This is a genomic window from Bradyrhizobium sp. STM 3561 (assembly GCF_045571455.1).
Classification (GTDB): Bacteria; Pseudomonadota; Alphaproteobacteria; order Rhizobiales; family Xanthobacteraceae; genus Bradyrhizobium; species Bradyrhizobium vignae.
In genome coordinates, this window is sequence record NZ_CP120695.1 from 4082179 (window position 1) to 4101035 (window position 18857).

Below are 18857 nucleotides of genomic sequence, written 5' to 3' on the forward strand. Positions count from 1 at the left end.
CAGATATGGCGCGCGGCGCATCTGGATCAGCAGCTCGTTGAAGACGATGTCCAAACACAGCTATTGCTTGGCGTCGTCCGCCAGCATCTTCCGGTACTTCTCGACGTCGCGCGTGACGAGCTGCTGCAGCAACTCCGGCGTATGCTCGTTGTCGTCAGGTGCGACAGTCGACAGATCGGCAAATCGCTTCTTCACCGCGTCGGTTTCCACAGCCGTGCGCGCCGCGGCATTCAGCTTGGCGATCACGGCCGGCGGCGTGCCCTTGGGCGCGAACAGGCCGTTCCAGCCCTGTGCCTCGAACTCGGGCAGGCCCGCTTCCGCCGAGGTCGGCAGCTCCGGCAACGTGGCGAGGCGAACGGTCGAGCCGACCACCAGCCCCTTCACCAACTTCTCGTTGATCGCCTGCGAGACCGAGGCGGCCGCATCGCAGACGCCGTCGATCTGGCTGCCGACGGCATCGGTGAGTGCGGGCGCGGCGCCGCGATACCCGACCAGCGTCGCGTCGATCCCGGCGGCGCTGACGAAGCTCTTGCAGATCAGATAGTTGGAGGAGCCGACGCCGGCATGGCCGAGATTGATCTTGCCGGGATTGGCCTTGGCGTAGGCGATGAACTCGTTGAGGTCCTTTGCCGGAAAGTCCTTGCGCAGCGCGATGATGCCGAAGGTCTTCGCCACCATGGCGATCGGAACGAAGGATTCCGGCGTGAACGGCAATTTTGGATAGATCGTATAGGTCGCCGCATTGGTGCCGGCGTTGCCGATCGCGATGGTATAGCCGTCGGGCTCGGCGCGGGAGGCACGCGCCAGTGCGGTCGAGCCGCCGGCACCTGCAACGTTCTCGATCACGATGGTCTGGCCGAGCGCAATGCCCATCTGCTCGGCGACCGCGCGCGCGATCACGTCCGAGGTGCCGCCGGCCGCGAACGGCACGATCATGGTGACCGGGCGCTTGGGATAGTCCTGGGCGGATGCGCAAGTCGCGATCGAAAATGTCGCGAACGCCAGCGTCGCGATCGCGGCGAGAGCACGCTTCACCACAAGCGAGATCACGCCGCTTTTTCCAGATGCTGGGCGAGGCCGGCGAACAGGCCGCGGCCATCAGTGCACCCCATGATGTCTTCGACGTGGTTCTCGGGATGCGGCATCATGCCGAGCACGTTGCCCTTGTCGTTGATGATGCCGGCGATGGAATGCGCCGCGCCGTTGATGTTGGCGGCCTCATCGACCACGCCATCGGCGGAGCAATAGCGATAGAGCACGCGCCCCTCGCCTTCGAGCCGCTTGATGGTCTCCTCGTCCGCCTCGTAATTGCCCTCGCCATGGGCGACCGGCACCCGGATCACCTGGCCGGCGTTGTAACCGCGGGTGAACGGGGTATCGGACCGCTCGACGCGCAGATGCACATCCCTGCAGATAAACTTCAGCCGCGCATTGCGCATCAGCACGCCCGGCAGAAGGCCGGATTCGCAGAGGATCTGGAAACCGTTGCAGACACCGAGCACGAGCCCGCCCTTGGCCGCATAGTCGCGCACCGCATCCATCACCGGCGCCCGCGCGGCGATAGCGCCGCAGCGCAGATAGTCGCCATAGGAGAAGCCGCCGGGCACGACCACGAGATCCGTGCCCGGCGGCAATGACGTCTCGGCGTGCCAGACCATCGCCGGCTCACTGCCGGAGATCAGCCTCAATGCGCGCGCCATGTCGCGCTCGCGGTTGATTCCGGGAAAGACGAGGATGGCGGCTTTCATGGCAGGGTTCCGACGGTGGTGGGAATCGGGCTGGCCAAAGGGCCAATTCGTGAAGAGACATAACCATTTGACGGGAATTTTACCAGTGCTAGCGTTGCGGAACGCCTTTGTACACAGGCCATGGCCGGTCGGATTTGGCCGCTCGAATTGCCCGGGATTGAAGTCATGAACGTCGCGTCGCTGTCCACATCCCGTTCCGAACCGGTGTCCACCGAGGGCGTCGTCGCCGCCGGCGCCTATGTCGACGGCCGCCGCATCGCCAACATCGCCATCAGCGAGGCCTCGAGCTGGCGGGCCAAGCCCGGCCACGTGGTCTGGATCGGGCTGCACGAGCCTGACATGGCGCTGCTCGGCGCGGTGCAGAAGCAGTTCGACCTGCACGAGCTCGCCATCGAGGACGCCAACCACGCCCATCAGCGGCCCAAGATCGAGCAATATGGCGAGGCGCTGTTCATCGTCGCGCGCACGGCGCAATTGATCGAGGGCCGGATCGCCTTCGGCGAGACCCACATCTTCGTCGGCGACGGCTATCTGGTCTCGGTGCGCCACGGCGCCTCGACCTCTTACGCGCCGGTGCGCGAACGCTGCGAGAGCTGCCCGCGCGCGCTCGCGCGCGGCGAGGACTACATCCTCTACGCCATCCTCGATTTCATCGTCGACAATTACTCGCCCGTGCTGGAAAGCATTCACGAGGAGATCGAGGAGATCGAGGACGACGTGCTCACGCATGCGATCACCAAGACGCAGATCGAGCGGCTCTACATGCTGCGGCGTGACCTGTTGCGGCTCCGCAACGCAATCGGGCCGCTGGTGGAGGTCTGCCGCCGTCTCGAGCACGATGAGCTGTCGATGGTGCGCGCGACGATGCAGCCCCTGTTCCGCGACGTCACCGACCATGTCCGCAACATCCAGGAGCGCATCGATTCCATGCGCGAGGTGCTGGCCTTCGCCTTCGAGGCGAGCCTGCTGGTCGGCCAGGCACACGAGACCGCGGTGTCCAAGAAGCTCGCCTCCTGGCTCGCGATCACCGCCATCCCGACCGCACTCGCCGGCATTTACGGCATGAACTTCAAGCACATGCCGGAGCTGCAATGGGAGTACGGCTATTACATTCTGCTCGGCGTGATGCTGACGGCGTGCGGCGCGCTCTACTGGCGTTTTCGGCGCGCCGGATGGCTGTGAGCTGCGAAAGCCGCTCGGCAATAACTTCGTACCCCGGGTTGAGCGCAGCGCAATCCGGGCTACGACCAAGTCCGGCCTAAAGCATGATCCGGAAAAGTGCGAAGCGGTTTTCCGGAAAGATCATGCGTAAACAACAAGCTAAAGCGCGATGACGATTCATCCAAATCTCATCGCGCTTTAGCCGATCAGTTCGACCCGATAATTCTCGATCACGGTATTCGCCAGCAGCTTGTCGGCCGCTTCCTTCAGCGCCGCCTCCGCCTTGGCCTTGTCGGCGCCGGCGAGCTCGATGTCGAACACCTTGCCCTGGCGAACGCTGGCGACGCCGTCGACGCCGAGCGACTTCAGCGCGCCTTCGATGGCCTTGCCCTGCGGATCGAGGATGCCCGTCTTCAGGGTAACGGTAACACGTGCCTTCACGTCAAATCCTCTCTCAGCTCTTCACCAGCACCGGGCCGGAGCCCGCCGGACGCTCGTTCTCCATGAGGATGCCGAGACGTTTTGCAACTTCGGTATAGGCCTCGAGCAGGCCGCCGAGATCCCTGCGGAAACGGTCCTTGTCGAGCTTCTCGTTCGACTTGATGTCCCACAGACGGCAGCTATCCGGCGAGATCTCGTCGGCAACGATGATCCGCATCATCTCGTTCTCGAACAGGCGCCCGCACTCCATCTTGAAGTCGACGAGGCGGATGCCGATGCCGAGGAAGAGGCCGGTGAGGAAATCGTTGACGCGGATGGCGAGCGCCATGATGTCGTCGATTTCCTGCGGCGTCGCCCAGCCGAAGGCAGTGATGTGCTCTTCCGACACCATGGGGTCGTTGAGCTGGTCGTTCTTGTAGTAGAATTCGATGATCGAGCGCGGCAGCTGCGTGCCCTCCTCGATGCCGAGGCGCTGCGACAGCGAGCCGGCGGCAACGTTCCGCACCACCACCTCCAGCGGCACGATCTCGACCTCGCGAATCAACTGCTCGCGCATATTGAGACGGCGGATGAAATGGGTCGGCACCCCGATGTCATTGAGGTGCTGAAACAGGTACTCCGAGATCCGGTTGTTGAGGACACCCTTGCCCTCGATCACCTGATGCTTTTTGGCATTGAACGCGGTGGCGTCGTCCTTGAAGTGCTGGATCAGGGTACCGGGCTCCGGGCCTTCGTAGAGAACCTTTGCCTTGCCTTCATAAATGCGACGCCGACGGCTCATGGGGATGTACCGTGTTTTGTTGAAATCCATGAATTTGGTGTGCTCCGGTTGACGAGGATTACGACCCACAGCGGAGCTGCCGTGAACGGCCGGGAACCCATTCATAACCCTTGGAAACAGAACGGGAACCAAACCTTTAGGCAACCTATCCGATTGGCTGTCCCAGCACAATCGATCCGGCCGTCCGGCACCAACTTATACCGTCTTGCCTGCGGCTTAACGGCTCGTTGTTTTGCCGATTCTTGCTCTCTATCTAGGCATGCAGCCGGGTCGCCGCAACGAGGGCCGCCGGGTCCAGTCAGTAGGGAATTGAAAAAGGCATGAGCGAGTTCGACAAACGCCAGGAAGGTTTCGAGAAGAAGTTCGCCTTGGACGAGGAGCAGAAATTCAAGGCGGAGGCCCGCCGCAACCGGCTGCTCGGCCTGTGGGCAGCCGAAGAGCTCGGCATCACCGGTGACGCCGCCACCGCCTATGCCAAGGAGGTGGTCGCGGCCGATTTCGAGGAGGCCGGCGATGCCGACGTCCTGCGCAAGATCACGGCCGATTTCGCCGCCAAGAACGTCGCCGTCACCGAGCAGACGATTCGCGCCAAGATGAACGAGCTGCTCGCGGTGGCGGCCGCCGAGGTGAAGGCGGGGAAATAATCGATTCAGCCGACACGCCGGCGCGCAATGTCCTTGCGCGCCGGCGATTTCTTTCTGGGCCTGGCCGAGACATCCAGCCCGCCATAGGTGCGGCGGATGGTTTCGAGCAGGCGCTCTGCGGCAGCGCTCAGAAAGCCGCCGCGGCGTGTGACAAGGACGATGTCCTGGTCGGCGGCAAGGTCGCCCACGGCAATCGTCGCGATCGAGGCGGCACGCAGTTCCTCCGCCAAATGGCTTCGCGCCAATAGTGCAAGACCAAAGCCCGACTCCACCAGCCGCTTCTGCGCGGTCAGGCTGTCCACGGCCGTCCATTCCACGTCGCCGAGCCCTTGCGTGAGAAACAGCGCGAACACGTGCGCCGCGGCGACCTCGCGACGCCCGCGAGTCTCCGGGAATGCGATCCAGCGTTCGCCGCGAAGCTCGGCGAGGTGTTTCACGCGGCGCCCGGCCAGAGGATGATCGGGCGCACAGACCACCTGCAGCGCCTCACGCAGCACCAACTCGCCGTCGAGGTCGCCGGAGCGGTCGGTGTTGTAGCGCAGGCCGATCGTGGCTTCGCCGCGCCGGATGAGACCGCTGACCTCGGCGCTGGTCGCCGTCCGCAAGCTCAGTGTGACGGCCGGGTTCTCCCTGGCAAACCGCTTCATGATGGTCGAGAGGCGGCCGTCGGCAAGCGTGCCGGTCACGGCCAGCGAAACCGGCCCCGAATTCTGCTTGGTCAATGCGCGTACCGCCTGCTCGGCGTCCTGCGCGGCGGCAACCGCGCGTTCGGCATAGGGGATCAGCACGCGCCCGGCATCGCTGAGCCGGGTGCGGCCTGCCACCCGCTCGAACAGCGGCACGCCGAGCTCCTGCTCCAAGAGAGCGATTCGGCGGGAAATCGCCGGCTGCGAGCGATGCAGGAATTTTGCGGCATTCGAAATCCCGCCCCTGCGATGAATGGTCAGAAAGGTGTTGAGGGCGTCGCTGTCCATCCCAACCTCATGCAAAAAGCTGATGGTGCTGGAAATAATAACAAATTTGGCGGATGACGAGAATGCGCCTAAGGCTGTCCAGACCGACAGCACGGAGGTGAACCATGACGAGCCAATTAGACAAGGCGACCGCATTTCGCGCGCTGCATGCGCGACCGGGGGCCTTCATCATTCCCAATCCATGGGATGCCGGTACGGCCAAGCTGCTCGCGGCGATGGGCTTCGAGGCCTTGGCGACCACGAGCCTCGGGGTGGCGAACACGCTCGGCAGCGGCGGCGTCAGTCTCGACGTCATCCTCGCCAACGCCCGCGCGATCGTCGAAGCCACCGACTTGCCGGTCAGCGTGGACCTCGAGAATTGCGGCGCGGACGAGCCGAAGCGCGCGGCCGAAGCGATACGGCGTGCCGCCGAGGCCGGCGCGGTCGGGGGCTCGATCGAGGATTTCAGCGGCGACCGCGATCGCCCGATCTACGACTTTTCCCAAGCCGTCGAGCGCGTCCAGGCCGCCGTGGAAGTGGCGCGCGCGCTGCCAATTCCGTTCACGCTGACGGCGCGGGCCGAGAACTTCCTGCATGGCCGCAGGGACATCGACGACACGATCCGCCGCCTGCAGGCCTTCGAGGCCGCAGGCGCCGATGTCCTGTATGCGCCCGGCCTTTACGATCTCGCCACGATCCGGACGTTCGTCTCCTCGCTCGGCAAGCCGTTCAACCACGTGATGGGTTTTGCCGACCCGACGCTGACGCTCGCGCAATTGTCGGCAGCCGGCGTCAAGCGCATCAGCGTCGGCGGAGCCATGTCACGCTATGCGCTGGCCGCGTTCCTGAAGAGCGCACGCGAGATGAAGGAGAACGGCTCCTTCACCTATGTTCGCGAGATGGCACCTATCAAGGAGCTGCGCGACGCTTTCGCGTCGATCAGTCCTCCTTGAAGCCGTACTCCGGCACGTTGCCGCTGGCGCCGTAATATTTGTACGGCAGGAACTTGCCGCTCATCGTGATCTTGACGCGGTCGCCCTTGGGATTGGCGACACGTTCGAGCGCCATGTCGAAATCGATCGCCGACATGATGCCGTCGCCGAATTCTTCCTCGATCAGCGCTTTCCAGGCCGGACCGTTCACCATCACCATCTCATAGAAGCGGTAGATCAGGGGATCGGTCGGCGGCATCGGCGTGCCGGTGCCGCGCATCGGCACCTCGTTGAGCATGGCGGTCTCGGCCTTGGAGAGGCCGAACAGTTCGCCGGCGTTCGCCGCCTGCGGCTTTGTCAGCTTCATCTGGCCCATGATCGCGCCGACGATCAGCACCTCGGAATAGCCGCCGATCTTCTCGCAGACGTACTTCCAGCTCCAGCCCTTCTCGCGCTTGATGTCGAGCAGCTTCTCGGTGAGGTCTTCGCGTTTCATGTCAGGGTCTCCTTGGTTTATGCGTCATGCCCGGGCTTGTCCCGGGCATCCACGTTCTTGGTCGCAACTCAGGACGACGTGGATGGCCGCGACAAGCCCGGCCATGACGTCTCCCGTGACGGCTCCGGTCTGGCATCGGATGCGATCGAAAGCCCGGGCTTGCCGATGTGCACCATCGGCACGTTGCGTGGATCGTGATCCGGCGTCTCGGCGGCGAAGGTCTTGCTGCGCGTCACCAGGAAATCGATGATGTGGTTGCGCAAGGCATAGTAGAGCGGATGGCGGTGCAGCTCGGTGCGGCCGCGATCCCTGGGCAGCGGGTTCTCGACGATCTCGGCCAGCACCGCGCCGGGACCGTTGGTCATCAGGAAAATCTTGTCGGCGAGGTAGATCGCCTCGTCGACGTCATGGGTGATCATGAACGCGGTCTGCCCGGTCTCGAGGCAAATGCGCCGCACCTCGTCCTGCAGCGTACCGCGCGTCAGCGCATCCAGCGCCGAGAACGGCTCGTCCATCAGCATCATCTTCGGCGTGATCGACAGCGCCCGCGCGATGCCGACGCGCTGCTTCATTCCGCCCGAGAGCTCCGACGGATGCTTGTGCTCGGAGCCGGTGAGCCCGACGAGATCGATGAAGGTCTGCGCATGTGCTTTCACCTTGGCGCGATCCCAGCTGCGCCATTTCGAGCTCACGGCATAGGCGACGTTGCCGAGCACGGTGCGCCAGGGCAGAAGGGCATGGCTCTGGAAGATCACCGCGCGGTCGAGGCTGGTGCCCGAGATTGCCTGCCCGTCGACGATGACGGCGCCTTCGCTCGGCGCATCGAGGCCGGCGAGGATGTTGAGCACCGTGGTCTTGCCGCAGCCGGAATGGCCGATCACGCAACAAAACTCGCCGCGCGCCATCGACAGCCACAAGTTCTCGAACACTGTCGTCATCGCGCCACCCGCGCCGGGATAGCGCTTTGCGATGCCTTCGATGGAGATGAATTTATCGGTCACAACCTTTACTCCGGAAACGTGACCATGCGCGTGAAGCGCGCGAGGATCTGGTCCAGCAGCATGCCGACGATCCCGATCAGCAGGATCGCGATGATGACGTTGGTGATCGAGAGGTTATTCCACTCGTTCCAGACGAAATAGCCGATGCCGGTGCCGCCGACGAGCATCTCGGCCGCGACGATGACGAGCCAGGCGATGCCGATCGAAATGCGCATGCCGGTCAGGATCGTCGGCGCCGCCGCGGGAAGGATCACGGTGAAAGCGCGCCTGATCGTGCCGACCTCGAGCGTCCGTGCCACGTTGACCCACTCCTTGCGCACGCTGGCAACGCCGAACACCGTGTTGAGCAGCATCGGCCAGATCGAGCAGATGAAGATGACGAAGACCGCCGAGATCGAGGAATCCTTGATGGTGTAGAGCGCCAGCGGCATCCAGGCCAGCGGCGAGATCGGCTTCAAGACCTGGATGAAGGGATCGAGCGCCTTGCTGAGCAGCGGCGACATGCCGATGAGGAAGCCGAGCGGGATTGCGACGATCACCGCCAGCAGATAGCCGGTGCCGACGCGCCCAATGGAATAGGCAAGCTGGATGCCGAGCCCCTTGTCGTTCGGCCCGTTGTCATAGAACGGCCGCTTCAAATGCTCCCAGAGCTTGGCGCCGACATCGAGCGGCCCGGGCATTGCCGATTTGCCCTGCGTCGCCGTCAGGCCCATCAGCTTGGCGTATTCCGGGCTCATCGTCGCCACCGGCGCCGTAGAGCGCGTGGCGAGATGCCAGATGCCGAGAAAAGCGGCGAGCAGCACAATGGAGACGAGGCCCGCGCGAAGGCGAAGTGAGGTGGTCATCGCCTCACCTCACGACGCCTTCCTGATCTTGAAGCTCGCGACGTAGTCCTCCGGCTTCGTCGGATCGAACGTCTTGCCCATCACCGCGAACGACTTGTAGCTGCTGGCCGGCGGCGTGAGCCCCATCTCCGTCATCAGCTTCTTGGTATCGGTCGCCAGATACACCTGCTCGGCGACCGCCTTGTAGTCGACATCGCCCTTGATCTGGCCCCAGCGCTTCATCTGCGTCAGCATCCACACCGCGAAGGACTGCCAGGGGAACGGATCGAAGTCGACGCGCTTGGCGTCGGTCTTCACGCCGCCGAGGCCATCGGCATAGGTGCCGGTCAGGACCTGCTCCAGCACCGTGACCGGCGCGTTGATGTAGTTGGCCGGCGCGATGGCTTCGGCGATCTGCTTGCGGTTCTCCGCCTTCGAGGCATAGACGGTGGCATCGACGATGGCGCGCGTCAGCGCGGCAAAGCTGTTCGGCGCCGTGGTGATGAACTCGCGGCTGGCGGCGAAGCTGCAGCAGGGATGGCCGTCCCAGATCTCCTTGGAGAGCAGGTGCATAAAGCCGACGCCGTCATAGATTGCGCGCTGGCAGACATTGTCGGGCGCGAGGAAGCCGTCGATGTTGTCGGCGCGGAGGTTGGCGACCATCTCCGGCGGCGGCACCGAGCGCAGTTGCACGTCGGTGTCAGGGTCGAGGCCGGCTTCCGCGAGATAATAGCGCAGCAGGTAGTTGTGCATGGAATAGTCGAAGGGGATCGCGAACTTCAGGCCCTTCCAGTCCTTCGGATCGCGCTTATCCTTGTGCTTGGTCGCCAGCACGATGCCCTGCCCGTTGATGTTCTCGATCGCGGGCACGGCGAACGGAATGGCATTGGCACCGAGGCCAAGCGAGATCGCGATCGGCATCGGCGCCAGCATGTGCGCGGCGTCGTATTCCTTGTTGATGGTCTTGTCGCGGATCACCGCCCAGCCGGCGGTCTTGACCACTTCGACATTGAGGCCGTGCTTGGAATAGAAGCCCAGCGGCGCCGCCATGATGATGGGTGTCGCGCAGGTGATCGGGATGAAGCCGACCTTGAGATCCTTTTTCTCGGGCGCGCCGGCTTGCGCGAAAACCTCGGTCGCCGTCTTGATCGGAAAGAATTGCGACAATGCAGCGAGCGCAGTGGATGCACCGACCGACTTCAGGAACGCGCGTCGCGCCACATCCTGCGGAAACATCGCGCGCATCACCGCAGAAGCGACCACGCCCTCGTAGCGCTTCTCTTCGCTCTCGAACGGATCGCAACGCAGCGCCGTCGCCTGCTCGTGCTCTTCCGCAGAACGATGCTGGCCACAGGCGCAGCCGGCTCCAAGCTTGCGATCGGGATCAAACGGATTGTCGAACGTGAACATCGGCCCTCCTGCGCGTCATTGCGAAGAGCATTACGCAAGGAGCATGCCAAGGCCTTCAGCCCAGCCATTCCCTTGATAAGGCACCACTTTCAGTCACGCTAGGCCACTACGAAAAGTCGTGATAAACGAGATTTCGTAGTTCAATTACGAGATTTCGCAATGGCAACGACGCCAATGCCCATCCACGATGATGTGGCCGCCGCCAACGACCCGCGCATCGCGGCATTCGAATCCTCCGTCGAGGCGACACTGCTGGTCGATCCCTATGGCGACCAGATCGTCGACGCCAATCCCGCCGCCTGCGCCCTGCTCGGCTACGACCGCGCGCTGTTGCGGCAGACCAGGGCCAGCACGCTCCACGCCGGCGAACTCCCCGCCCTCACCGTCTTCACCCAGGCCGTGCTGCACAAGGACGCCTATTGGACCACGGCTCTCACCCCCCGGCATGCGACGGGGCAAAATCTCCAGCTCGAATATGCCGGCTGCCTGCTGCCGCATGACGGCCGTACGCTGCTGCTGCTGACGCTGACCGATCTCCAAGCGCGCCGCCGCCGCAATGTCGATGCGGCCGCCGAAGACCACATGCGCGGCGGCATTGCGACCTGGCAGCGGGTCGAGCGCGTATTCCAGGACATCGAGCGCGAGAACCAGCTGATCCTGCGCGCCGCCGGCGAAGGCATCTATGGCGTGAACGCGGAAGGCAAGACCACCTTCGTCAATCCCGCAGCCGAACGCATGCTGGGTTGGACCGCCGAAGAGCTGGTCGGCAAGGAGATCCATCCGATCGTTCACCACACCCATCACGACGGCCGGCACTATCACAACCATGATTGCCCGATCTATGCGGCGTTCCGCGACGGCGCCGTGCATCAGGTCGACGGCGAGGTTTTCTGGCGCAAGGACGGCTCGCCCGCCTGGGTCGAATACACCTCCACCCCGATCCGCGACCGCGGCGTCGTGGTCGGCGCCGTCGTGGTGTTTCGCGACGTCAGCCAGCGCCGCGAAGCCGACGAGAAGCTGCACGCCGCGCTCGCCGAAGTCGACCGTCTACGCGAGCGGCTGGAGCTGGAGAACGCCTACCTCCAGGAAGAAATCCGCATCGAGACCAATCCGCGCGGGATCATCGGTCAAAGTGAGGCGATCCAGAAGACGCTGCGCCAGGTGAAGCTGGTGGCGCCGACGACGGCGGCGGTGATGATCACCGGCGAATCCGGCACCGGCAAGGAGCTGATCGCGCGCGCCATCCACGAGGACTCCACCCGCAGCGACCGGCCGCTGATCCGCGTCAACTGCGCCGCCATCCCGCGCGAGTTGTTCGAGAGCGAGTTCTTCGGCCATGTCCGCGGCGCCTTCACCGGCGCAACCCGCGACCGTATCGGCCGCTTCGAGCTCGCCGATGGCGGCACGCTGTTCCTCGACGAGGTCGGCGAGATTCCGCTCGAACTGCAAGGCAAGCTGCTGCGCGTGTTGCAGGAAGGCCATTTCGAGCGTGTCGGCGAGGCGCGCACCCGCGCCGTCGACGTTCGTGTCATCGCCGCGACCAACCGCGACCTCAAGCAGGAGGTCCAGCGCGGCCGTTTCCGCGAGGACCTCTATTTCCGCCTCAACGTGTTTCCGATCGAGACGGTGCCCCTGCGCGAACGGCGCGAGGACATTCCGCTGCTCGCCCAGCATTTCTTGACGCGCGAGAGCAAGGCTCTGAAATCGAACTTGCGCCTCTCCGAGGGCGATGCGCGGCGGCTCGCCCGTTACGACTGGCCCGGCAACGTGCGCGAATTGCAGAACGTGATCGAGCGCGCCGCGATCCTGTCGCAGAACGGCCGCCTGCGCATCGATCTGCCGGATAGTTCAGGCGCACAAGCGCCGAGCGGTGCCGCCCGCCAGAAAGCCGACGCGCGGCCTGCGATCATGACGTCATCCGAAATGCGCGAGCACGAGCGCGCCAACATCCTGGCTGCGCTCGAGGCCTGCGCTGGAAAAGTGTTCGGCCCCGGCGGCGCAGCCGAGATGCTCGACATCAAGCCGACCACGCTGGCCTCGCGGATCAAGGCGCTGGGAATCGCGCCTCGTCCGCGGGCCATGTGATCGCGCGCTCACGCCGCCTTGGTGGTGACGTCCGTTGCAATCGGCAGACCCTGCTCGATCGGCAGCGAGGGATCGCGCGACCATTCGTTCCAGGAGCCGAAATACATCCGCACGTCCTTCACGCCGGCGTTCTTCAGCGCCAGGAACGTGTTCGAGGCGCGCGCGCCCTTGAAGCAGTAGAGGTAGACCGGCGTCGCTTGCGAGATGCCGACGGTGGCGCATTCCGCGAGAATCTCGTCCTTGGACTTGAAGCGCGGGCCTTCGGCGGTCGGCTTCATCATGCGGTACCATTCCAACCACACCGCGCCGGGGATGCGGCCCTTGCGCGGGCAGAAGTCCTTGCCGTAGGGAGACGAGCTGTCGCCGATCCACTCGTCGACGTCACGCACGTCGAGGATCGCGATGCCGGGCTTGCCGACTGCGGCCAGCATGGTCTTGGCATCGATCAGGATATCGCCGGCTTCGGGGACGATCGCAAACGTGGCTTTTGCCGGCGTCGACACGTCCTTCGTCACCGGGAAGCCTGCGGCCGACCACGCATCGAAGCCGCCGTGCAGCACCTTCACCTTGGGATAGCCGAGCATAGTGAGAAGGTAATAGCCGCGGCATGACTGGCCGAAGCCCGAGTTCATCGACTGCTCATAGATCACCGCCGTCTCGTTACCGGACAGCCCAGCCGCACCGAACGCATCGGCGAATTTCGTTTTGAGTTCGGTGATGCCCTCGGGCGTCGAGGTCGCGAGAAAGGTGAAGATCTCGTGCACGTTCACGGCACCCGGCAGGTGCCCGGCGCCGTAGGCATCGGGATTGCGGGTGTCGATCACGACACACGGCTCTAGCTTCAAGAGATCGGCAAGTTCGCTGGCAGAGATCAGAACGTCCGTCATTGGCAGCCTCTCCGTTGAGGTTGGGTGGTCTTCCGGGGTGGACTCGTGAAACTCAGGACTCGGCGAGCATCTTGCGCAGCTGCTTGGTGGCCGGCGTGACGATCGCGACGAAATAGGCCTCGCGCAGGCGCCGCTGCGCGCGGTGACTCCTCAGATAGCCGCGCGCGCCACAATGCAGCATCGCCGCATGCGCCGCCGCGACGCTCGCTTCGCCGGCGCGAAGCCGGAGCGCGATCACCTTGCGCCAGTAGGTCTCCTCTTCGTTGTAGGGATCGCGCGCCAGCGCCATGGTCTCGGCCTCGAGCTCGGCGGCAAGCTCGCGGAAGTGCACCGGCTGCTGCGGCAGATAGCGGTTGATGTGGCCGAGCGGGTTATCCACCTCGTCCATGATGTTGATGCAATCCTTGATGACGCCGAGCGCCATGCCGGCCTGGAGCAGGATGAACCCGGCGCGGATCTTCTTGACGAAGGGTGCAGCGGGATCGGCGAGGATCAGCTCATCAGGAACAAAAGCCTCGCGGAACTGCACGCCATAAGTGCCGGTGCCGTCCATCGCGAGGAACGGCTTGCACGGCGTCAGCGTGATCGCGGGGTCGGAGCAATCGGCCAGGAACATGACAGTGCCCTGGTCGTCCTCGCGCTCAAAGATGGTGCCGAAATAATGATCTGGGCCGAGATTGGAGACCCAGGGCAACGCACCGCGCACGATGTAGCCGCCCTCGACCTTGCGGCCCTTCAGCTTCAACTTCTCGATGCCGAAGAAGCTCTTCATGGGATTGGAGAGCCCGGTGCCGCCGAGCACGCGACCGGTCGAGAAGGCATCGCCGAAGCGCTTTGCGAGATTCACATTGGTGGAATTCGCCGCGTACCAGACCAGCGTGTTCTGGCACCACGCCATGAAGGCCGTCGCCCCGCAGACCTGGCCAATCTCGGCCATCGCCTGAATGGCACAGCGCAGGTCCGCCGGCCCTTCGTGCGGCACGTGGCTGCCCCAGGCCCCGACCGCGCCGAACTTGCGCAGCACCCCGGCCGGATAGACCGATCCGTCGTCGATGCCGGCGGCCAGCGGCGCGAGCTCTTCGCGCGCGATCCGCGCCACCTCGCCCGCAATGGACGGTGCGGGCTGATCCAGAAATTCGGCCCGCGATAAAGCCAGTGAACCCATGATCGTCTCCCGCACCTTGTCCTGATTGCCGTCTGCTAGATGCCGACCTCGAGATTGACTGGCCGGGTGAAGGTGTTGGCGACCGGCGACCATTTCTTCACATGGGCGACCAGCGCGTTGATCTCGTCCGGCGAGATGCCCTCGCATTCCATGTCGACCTTGACCCTCACATCGGTGAAGCCGACCGGCTTGTCGGAGGTGTCGCCCGTGCCCCAGACCGCAGTGATGTTGAGATCGCCTTCGAGCTCGAGCTCGAGCTTGTTGACGATCCAGCCGCGGTGCACGGCATTGGCGTGCAGGCCGACCGCAAGGCACGAGCCGAGCGCGGCGAGCGAGGCTTCCGACGGATTGGGCGCGGTGTCGTCGCCCAAGAGGCCCGGCGGCTCGTCGACGATGTAGGGCGGCAGGTTGCGGATGTAGTTGGCGTGGCGGAATTTGCCTTCCGCGATGGTCTTGCACTTCAAGGTCTTGATGACCTTCGGGTTTGCCTTGCCATTGGCAATCAGTTGCTCGAGCCCGTTCTTGTCGATGGGCGCGAGGCAACCCGTCAGCACGGTCTTTTGAACGACGGCAGTCATCAATCTTCTCCCTGGCAGAAGTGGAAACCGTAGGATACCGAACGGTCTGTTTCCTTGCATGGAGCGTGCCAGACGGAGCCAAAAACGAAATGCGAAGCATTGGAGCCGCTTAAGGCTTGCTGCCTGCGGATTGATCAGATCTCCCCTGCTCAAGGGCGGAGCAGATGCGTGAGCGGATGCGAATCTTTTCGGCGCGGAACAGATGCGGCTTGCTGATGTGATGCAGCTGCGATTAAGTTGCAGCTCATGGCAAAGCAGCTCATGGCAAAGACGTCATCGAAGAAGAATTCAAGCTCACCGCATGCCGGTGCCGGCGACGACGAATCCGCGCGCGGACGCCTGCTCAATGCCGCGACGCATCTGTTCTGCAAGAACGGCATCAACGCCACCGGCATCGATGCGATCATCGAAGAGGCCGGCACCGCGAAGACGACGCTCTATAAGTTGTTCGGCTCCAAGACCAATCTCGTCAACGCCGTGCTGGAGAGCGAAGGCAAGCAGTGGCGCGAATGGTTCATCGGCGCCATGGAGCAAGGCGGCGGCGATGCGCAGGCGAAACTCACGCGCATCTTCCCCGCGCTGAAGAGCTGGTTCGCCGAAGAGCGCTTCTACGGCTGTCCCTTCATCAACGCCGTCGGCGAGCATGACAAGGACGCCAAGCAGTTCCGCAACATCGCGCTAAAGCACAAGAAGATCGTGCTCGGCCACATCGAGAAGCTCGCCGCCGAGCTCGGCTCCGCCGAGCCCGCGGTTCTGGCGCACCAGCTCGGACTCATCATCGACGGCGCCATCGTCGCGGCCATGATCTCGCGCGACCCGGGCGTGGCCGATACGGCCGCACTCACGGCGGGTCCCCTGCTCGGCCAGGCGAAGGCGAAGAAGAAGCGCGTAGCGGAGCAGCTGGAGGCGGTGTAAACGCTCAGGTCTCGTAGCCCGCATGTAGCGCAGCGGAATGCGCGACACTGTCCCGGATTGCGCTTCGCGCATCCGGGCTACGCTCCCAGGGTGGGCAAAGACGCAAAAGCCCCGTGCCCACCAATCCATCGCAGCTCCGTTGATCGACAGGTGGGTACGCTTCCGCTTTGCCCACTCTGCGAGACCCCGCCCATTCGATCAGCGGCTCGCTCGCAGCGCGGCAAGCTCGACGTCGGCGGCCGGCTTCTCGATAAAGGTCCTCGGGCAATCGGCAGCCGCCTGCTCGAACAGTTTCAACGCCTCTTCCCTGGAGCCGCTCTGCAAGGCGCGCTCGGCAATATAGAAATTCGCCTCGCAGACCTGCCCCTTCTTCTTCACCGGGTTGGCGTCCTCCGCCGCGGCGCGCACTTGCTCGGACGTCGTCGTGCCAAGGAAGAGATTGACGACCGGCGCTGGCCATTTCGCCGCGTCGAGATCCTTTGCAGCCTCGCTCAGCCGGCTCGGCTGGTCACTGCGCCTGGCAACAATTTCGCGCCACAAAACCGGGTAGGCATTCCTGGGATCGAGCTGGATCGCCTGATCGAGGTCGGCCAAGGATTTGGCGAATGAAGCAATCTGCCAATAGACCCTTGCACGATGAAAATAGGCGCGGCTGGATGGTTTGATCCAGTGCGGCCAACGCGAGCTCTCTGTTACCCTTTGCGGAGTAAACTCGACCGCGGCACAATTGGCCGCCGCCGGTTTGCGGGCTGATCTCGACCGCACGATCGCAGTCAGCCATGGCCCGATCCGGATCCCCGTTCCGGACGTAAGAGAGACCCCGTTCGACATGCGCTATGACATTGTCCGGATGAATCAGAAGGGCCTGATCATAATCGGCAATGGCACGGACGAAGTCGCGTCTCGCCGAATAGACGTGAGCACGTCCGATATAGGCGTAGGTATTCTTCGGATCGAGCTCGATTACCTTGGCGTAATCAAGCAGCGCAGCCTCGGGCTCTCGCTTTTGGATCAGCGCAGAAGCCCTCGCGATGCGGGAGTTCAGATTGCCCGGATCGCGCTCAATGATCTCGTTATAGTCCGCTAGCGCAAGGTCGATCTCGCCCCTCTGGCGGTAGAACATGGCGCGACGGAAGCGCGCCATGACCACATCTTGCTGCATGCCCGTCCCCGCCGCCTGAATGATGGCGGTGCAGCCGGCGATCCTGTCATCGACGCTGAAATTTCCGACCGCGTTGCACTTGGAGGTCAAGGGCATTTCCGCGCGGGCGCCGGATATCTCGAACAAGGCAGTCAGCGCCAAAACACCGAAGCCTGCTGCCGCACAAATGAGTGTGCGGCCCACCATTCCAAACATGCAGTCCCCATCTCAATTCCCGGGGACTTCATAGCAACCGATTGCGCGTCTGCACAGCCCTTGGTTGCGGCGCCGGCGCGAAACCTACGCTCCCTGCTCCATCATCCCGGCAAGCCGCACCAGCTCCGTCTCGAGATCCCGCTCCACATCCACTGCCCGGATGTCGAGCACCCGATAATCCCGCGCCTCGAGCCAGGCCCGCCGTCCCGCGCGGTCGGCCGCGATCGCCTCGCCCTCGCCGGGATTGACCAACTCGATCGCGATCCGGTGCGGGAAGGAGACGAAGTCCGGGATGTGGCGGCCGACGGGGGTCTGGCGCTTGAATTGGCCGGCGAAGCGGCGGTCGCGGGTCAGGGCCTGCCAGAGCAGCCGCTCGGCGTCGGTCGGGTTGCGGCGAAGCAGGCGGGCAAGGCCGCGCACCGTCGAGGCGCTGTCGGACGCACCGCCGCCCTGCCCGTGCTCGGCCAGCAGCGCGCGCAGGCGCGTGGCCTGCTCGCCGTCGAGCACGCCGCCCTTGGCCGGACCCTTGCGGCCCTCGGCGATCGCCATGATCACGCCGTGCAGGGTGTGCATGTCCTGCTTGGTCGGCTCCATCCGCGTGAAGATGTTGCGCAGGTTCACCAGCATGGTGTCGCGCTTCTCGGCCGGCCGCAAAAACTCGACCTTGTCGAGCTCGCGCAGGAGATTGTCGAAGAAGGCCTGCATCTGGTGCTGGGAGGCGCGCTCGGATCTTTCAGGCATGGCGTGCGGCAGCGCGCCCGAGGTCGCCTGCTTGAACCATTCATAGCCGACCAGCAGCACCGCCTGGGCGAGATTGAGCGAGGCAAAGCCCGGATTGACCGGGAAGGTGATGATACGGTTGGAGAGCCCGACCTCCTCATTGGTCAGCCCCCAGCGCTCGCGGCCGAACAGAATGCCGGCCCTGCCGCCGGTCGCGAGGTGCCCAGCGATCTCGCTAGCTGCGGCCTCCGGCCCGACCACAGGCTTGGCCTGGTCGTGGGCGCGAGCGGTGGTGGCGAACAGGAGGTCGAGGTCGGCGACCGCCTCTTCCACCGTGCCGAACAATTCGACCTTTTCCAGAATGTGGTCGGCGCCCGCGGCGGAGCGCTGGGCAGCGATGTTGGGCCAGCCGTCCCTGGGATTGACGATGCGAAGCCGGCTCAGGGCAAAGTTGCCCATGGCGCGTGCGGCCATGCCGATGTTTTCGCCGAGCTGCGGCTCGACCAGGATGACGATGGGACCGTCGAGGGAAAGGCCCGCCTTGCTCTTGTCAGTCCCCGACATCTCGCTTCGCTTTCACACTGTCTCTCAAGGCCTTGGCAAGGCCACCTGAGGAATTAATTCAAGCGGTCCCCAGGACCGGGCCGCCCTCGCGGTCTGTCGTTTGCCTGTCCTGACAAAATTCTCAAGGGAAATAACGGGTTGGATTCGACTTTTGAATCTCGTCTGAAACCTCGCCCCTGCCCGCCGCCCCCGCTC

Annotated in this window: 20 protein-coding genes; 5 read left to right on the forward strand and 15 right to left on the reverse strand. The window is 64.0% G+C overall.

All coding sequences use genetic code 11. The features are described 5' to 3' along the window. Nucleotides 1–60: 60 nt before the first annotated feature. Together P6U28_RS19520 and purQ are read right to left on the reverse strand one after the other, a co-directional pair. On the reverse strand, nucleotides 61–1050 hold the full coding sequence (locus P6U28_RS19520) for a tripartite tricarboxylate transporter substrate binding protein BugD (RefSeq protein ID WP_407123014.1): 990 nt from the start codon (nucleotides 1048–1050) through the stop codon (nucleotides 61–63). After that, nucleotides 1047–1748: a phosphoribosylformylglycinamidine synthase subunit PurQ gene (gene purQ, locus P6U28_RS19525; protein WP_122402485.1), complete on the reverse strand. Its 702-nt coding sequence runs from the start codon at nucleotides 1746–1748 to the stop codon at nucleotides 1047–1049. The genes P6U28_RS19520 and purQ overlap by 4 nt, the downstream gene beginning before the upstream one ends. Before the next feature lie 165 nt (nucleotides 1749–1913). Here purQ and P6U28_RS19530 point away from each other — a divergent pair, with 165 nt between their 5' ends. After that, nucleotides 1914–2930, forward strand: a complete 1017-nt coding sequence (locus P6U28_RS19530; RefSeq protein ID WP_122402484.1) for a magnesium and cobalt transport protein CorA — start codon at nucleotides 1914–1916, stop codon at nucleotides 2928–2930. 177 nt (nucleotides 2931–3107) lie between these two features. Here the strand turns inward: P6U28_RS19530 and purS are convergent, their stop codons facing one another. Both purS and purC read right to left on the reverse strand, forming a co-directional pair. Continuing rightward, complete coding sequence (gene purS / locus P6U28_RS19535) at nucleotides 3108–3350, reverse strand: phosphoribosylformylglycinamidine synthase subunit PurS (protein ID WP_063682443.1); 243 nt, start codon at nucleotides 3348–3350, stop codon at nucleotides 3108–3110. Between the two features lie 13 nt (nucleotides 3351–3363). Further along, nucleotides 3364–4131, reverse strand: coding sequence for a phosphoribosylaminoimidazolesuccinocarboxamide synthase (gene purC, locus P6U28_RS19540; protein WP_008974302.1), 768 nt, complete (start codon nucleotides 4129–4131; stop codon nucleotides 3364–3366). A gap of 320 nt (nucleotides 4132–4451) precedes the next feature. Here purC and P6U28_RS19545 point away from each other — a divergent pair, with 320 nt between their 5' ends. Beyond that, complete coding sequence (locus tag P6U28_RS19545) at nucleotides 4452–4775, forward strand: DUF1476 domain-containing protein (protein ID WP_129145487.1); 324 nt, start codon at nucleotides 4452–4454, stop codon at nucleotides 4773–4775. Between the two features lie 5 nt (nucleotides 4776–4780). Here P6U28_RS19545 and P6U28_RS19550 read toward each other — a convergent pair whose 3' ends face one another. Further along, the gene (locus P6U28_RS19550) at nucleotides 4781–5749 is read right to left on the reverse strand and encodes a LysR family transcriptional regulator (RefSeq protein ID WP_407123015.1); all 969 of its coding nucleotides are present in this window, start codon (nucleotides 5747–5749) and stop codon (nucleotides 4781–4783) included. 104 nt (nucleotides 5750–5853) lie between these two features. On the opposite strand from P6U28_RS19550, the gene P6U28_RS19555 reads away from it, so the two are divergent. After that, entirely contained in the window at nucleotides 5854–6681 is an 828-nt protein-coding gene (locus tag P6U28_RS19555; RefSeq protein ID WP_407123016.1) for an oxaloacetate decarboxylase, read from the forward strand. On the opposite strand, the gene cynS is transcribed toward P6U28_RS19555, so the two are convergent. The 4 genes from cynS to P6U28_RS19575 all read right to left on the reverse strand — a co-directional run bounded on the left by cynS (nucleotide 6668) and on the right by P6U28_RS19575 (nucleotide 10391). Continuing rightward, nucleotides 6668–7156, reverse strand: coding sequence for a cyanase (cynS, locus tag P6U28_RS19560; protein ID WP_407123017.1), 489 nt, complete (start codon nucleotides 7154–7156; stop codon nucleotides 6668–6670). The genes P6U28_RS19555 and cynS overlap by 14 nt on opposite strands. Before the next feature lie 68 nt (nucleotides 7157–7224). Then, nucleotides 7225–8157: an ABC transporter ATP-binding protein gene (locus P6U28_RS19565; protein WP_407123018.1), complete on the reverse strand. Its 933-nt coding sequence runs from the start codon at nucleotides 8155–8157 to the stop codon at nucleotides 7225–7227. Between the two features lie 5 nt (nucleotides 8158–8162). Next, nucleotides 8163–9002 carry a nitrate ABC transporter permease gene (ntrB, locus tag P6U28_RS19570; RefSeq protein WP_122402478.1) on the reverse strand — a complete coding sequence of 280 codons (840 nt, stop codon included), beginning with the start codon at nucleotides 9000–9002 and terminating at the stop codon, nucleotides 8163–8165. 9 nt (nucleotides 9003–9011) lie between these two features. Then, nucleotides 9012–10391, reverse strand: coding sequence for a CmpA/NrtA family ABC transporter substrate-binding protein (locus tag P6U28_RS19575; protein WP_407123019.1), 1380 nt, complete (start codon nucleotides 10389–10391; stop codon nucleotides 9012–9014). A gap of 159 nt (nucleotides 10392–10550) precedes the next feature. On the opposite strand from P6U28_RS19575, the gene P6U28_RS19580 reads away from it, so the two are divergent. Next, complete coding sequence (locus tag P6U28_RS19580; protein ID WP_407123020.1) at nucleotides 10551–12476, forward strand: sigma 54-interacting transcriptional regulator; 1926 nt, start codon at nucleotides 10551–10553, stop codon at nucleotides 12474–12476. Between the two features lie 8 nt (nucleotides 12477–12484). On the opposite strand, the gene P6U28_RS19585 is transcribed toward P6U28_RS19580, so the two are convergent. The 3 genes from P6U28_RS19585 to P6U28_RS19595 are packed head-to-tail and all read right to left on the reverse strand — an operon-like array spanning nucleotide 12485 to nucleotide 15106. Next, nucleotides 12485–13363 carry a sulfurtransferase gene (locus P6U28_RS19585; protein WP_407123021.1) on the reverse strand — a complete coding sequence of 293 codons (879 nt, stop codon included), beginning with the start codon at nucleotides 13361–13363 and terminating at the stop codon, nucleotides 12485–12487. A 52-nt stretch (nucleotides 13364–13415) separates the two neighbouring features. After that, entirely contained in the window at nucleotides 13416–14528 is a 1113-nt protein-coding gene (locus tag P6U28_RS19590) for an acyl-CoA dehydrogenase family protein (RefSeq protein WP_407123022.1), read from the reverse strand. Nucleotides 14529–14563: 35 nt separating this feature from the next. Then, a complete protein-coding gene (locus P6U28_RS19595; protein ID WP_122402473.1) occupies nucleotides 14564–15106 on the reverse strand; it encodes an OsmC family protein in 543 nt (180 codons plus the stop codon). 261 nt (nucleotides 15107–15367) lie between these two features. On the opposite strand from P6U28_RS19595, the gene P6U28_RS19600 reads away from it, so the two are divergent. Further along, nucleotides 15368–16021: a TetR/AcrR family transcriptional regulator gene (locus P6U28_RS19600; RefSeq protein WP_407123023.1), complete on the forward strand. Its 654-nt coding sequence runs from the start codon at nucleotides 15368–15370 to the stop codon at nucleotides 16019–16021. Between the two features lie 198 nt (nucleotides 16022–16219). On the opposite strand, the gene P6U28_RS19605 is transcribed toward P6U28_RS19600, so the two are convergent. From P6U28_RS19605 to P6U28_RS19615, 3 genes are all read right to left on the reverse strand, one after another. After that, nucleotides 16220–16561 carry a hypothetical protein gene (locus P6U28_RS19605; protein WP_407123024.1) on the reverse strand — a complete coding sequence of 114 codons (342 nt, stop codon included), beginning with the start codon at nucleotides 16559–16561 and terminating at the stop codon, nucleotides 16220–16222. Continuing rightward, a complete protein-coding gene (locus P6U28_RS19610; RefSeq protein ID WP_407123025.1) occupies nucleotides 16530–17378 on the reverse strand; it encodes a tetratricopeptide repeat protein in 849 nt (282 codons plus the stop codon). Before P6U28_RS19610 ends, P6U28_RS19605 begins: the two co-directional genes overlap by 32 nt. An 84-nt stretch (nucleotides 17379–17462) precedes the next feature. Next, on the reverse strand, nucleotides 17463–18662 hold the full coding sequence (locus P6U28_RS19615) for a TrmJ/YjtD family RNA methyltransferase (protein WP_407123026.1): 1200 nt from the start codon (nucleotides 18660–18662) through the stop codon (nucleotides 17463–17465). Nucleotides 18663–18857 lie beyond the last annotated feature (195 nt).

Bases quoted from the DNA above. Each gene is read 5' to 3' on its own strand.
- purQ (WP_122402485.1), bottom strand. From the start codon at position 1,748: ATGAAAGCCGCCATCCTCGTCTTTCCCGGAATCAACCGCGAGCGCGAC.
- P6U28_RS19530 (WP_122402484.1), top strand. From the start codon at position 1,914: ATGAACGTCGCGTCGCTGTCCACATCCCGTTCCGAACCGGTGTCCACC.
- purC (WP_008974302.1), bottom strand. From the start codon at position 4,131: ATGAGCCGTCGGCGTCGCATTTATGAAGGCAAGGCAAAGGTTCTCTAC.
- P6U28_RS19545 (WP_129145487.1), top strand. From the start codon at position 4,452: ATGAGCGAGTTCGACAAACGCCAGGAAGGTTTCGAGAAGAAGTTCGCC.
- P6U28_RS19550 (WP_407123015.1), bottom strand. From the start codon at position 5,749: ATGGACAGCGACGCCCTCAACACCTTTCTGACCATTCATCGCAGGGGC.
- P6U28_RS19555 (WP_407123016.1), top strand. From the start codon at position 5,854: ATGACGAGCCAATTAGACAAGGCGACCGCATTTCGCGCGCTGCATGCG.
- cynS (WP_407123017.1), bottom strand. From the start codon at position 7,156: ATGAAACGCGAAGACCTCACCGAGAAGCTGCTCGACATCAAGCGCGAG.
- ntrB (WP_122402478.1), bottom strand. From the start codon at position 9,002: ATGACCACCTCACTTCGCCTTCGCGCGGGCCTCGTCTCCATTGTGCTG.
- P6U28_RS19575 (WP_407123019.1), bottom strand. From the start codon at position 10,391: ATGTTCACGTTCGACAATCCGTTTGATCCCGATCGCAAGCTTGGAGCC.
- P6U28_RS19580 (WP_407123020.1), top strand. From the start codon at position 10,551: ATGGCAACGACGCCAATGCCCATCCACGATGATGTGGCCGCCGCCAAC.
- P6U28_RS19585 (WP_407123021.1), bottom strand. From the start codon at position 13,363: ATGACGGACGTTCTGATCTCTGCCAGCGAACTTGCCGATCTCTTGAAG.
- P6U28_RS19590 (WP_407123022.1), bottom strand. From the start codon at position 14,528: ATGGGTTCACTGGCTTTATCGCGGGCCGAATTTCTGGATCAGCCCGCA.
- P6U28_RS19595 (WP_122402473.1), bottom strand. From the start codon at position 15,106: ATGACTGCCGTCGTTCAAAAGACCGTGCTGACGGGTTGCCTCGCGCCC.
- P6U28_RS19600 (WP_407123023.1), top strand. From the start codon at position 15,368: ATGGCAAAGACGTCATCGAAGAAGAATTCAAGCTCACCGCATGCCGGT.
- P6U28_RS19610 (WP_407123025.1), bottom strand. From the start codon at position 17,378: ATGTTTGGAATGGTGGGCCGCACACTCATTTGTGCGGCAGCAGGCTTC.
- P6U28_RS19615 (WP_407123026.1), bottom strand. From the start codon at position 18,662: ATGTCGGGGACTGACAAGAGCAAGGCGGGCCTTTCCCTCGACGGTCCC.